Source organism: Thalassotalea ganghwensis (genome assembly GCF_053485795.1).
On sequence record NZ_JBQRUM010000055.1, the window covers coordinates 1 to 1,179 of the forward strand.

The following is a 1,179-nucleotide window of genomic DNA, read 5'->3' on the forward strand; positions in this document are numbered from 1 at the left end:
TTAGTGGAACAAGCTGGAAAGCTTGGCGATACAGGGTGATAGCCCCGTACACGAAAATGAAACAATTGTGAAATCGAGTAGGTCGGCACACGTGAAATGTTGACTGAACATGGGGGGACCATCCTCCAAGGCTAAATACTCCTAACTGACCGATAGTGAACCAGTACCGTGAGGGAAAGGCGAAAAGAACCCCTGTGAGGGGAGTGAAATAGAACCTGAAACCGTATACGTACAAGCAGTGGAAGCCTTCGGGTGACTGCGTACCTTTTGTATAATGGGTCAGCGACTTATATTTTGTAGCAAGGTTAACCGAATAGGGGAGCCGTAGCGAAAGCGAGTGTTAACTGCGCGTTTAGTTGCAAGGTATAGACCCGAAACCCGGCGATCTACCCATGGGCAGGTTGAAGGTTGAGTAACATCAACTGGAGGACCGAACACACGTATGTTGAAAAATGCGGTGATGACTTGTGGGTCGGAGTGAAAGGCTAATCAAGCCGGGAGATAGCTGGTTCTCCCCGAAATCTATTTAGGTAGAGCCTCGGACGAATACCATTGGGGGTAGAGCACTGTTAAGGCTAGGGGGTCATCCCGACTTACCAACCCTTTGCAAACTCCGAATACCAATGAGTACTATCCGGGAGACACACTGCGGGTGCTAACGTCCGTTGTGAAGAGGGAAACAACCCAGACCGCCAGCTAAGGTCCCAAAGTCATAGTTAAGTGGGAAACGATGTGGAAAGGCATAGACAGCTAGGAGGTTGGCTTAGAAGCAGCCACCCTTTAAAGAAAGCGTAATAGCTCACTAGTCGAGTCGGTCTGCGCGGAAGATGTAACGGGGCTAAACTATGCACCGAAGCTGCGGATTTGAACTTAGGTTCAAGTGGTAGGGGAGCGTTCTGTAAGCCGTTGAAGGTGTGTTGTAAAGCATGCTGGAGGTATCAGAAGTGCGAATGCTGACATGAGTAACGATAAGGGGAGTGAAAAACTCCCCCGCCGAAAGACCAAGGTTTCCTGTCCCATGTTAATCAGGGCAGGGTAAGTCGGCCCCTAAGGCGAGACCGAAAGGTGTAGTCGATGGGAAACAGATTAATATTTCTGTACTTCTAATAATTGCGAAGGAGGGACGGAGAAAGCTAGGCAGGCATGGCGTTGGTTGTCCATGTGAAAGTATGTAGGCTG

The 1,179-nt window shown here is 49.4% G+C and carries 1 rRNA gene; it reads left to right on the forward strand.

Annotated features, from left to right (window positions below):
- Positions 1-1,179 (forward strand): 23S ribosomal RNA (locus ACSLUH_RS19415); the annotation flags it as partial.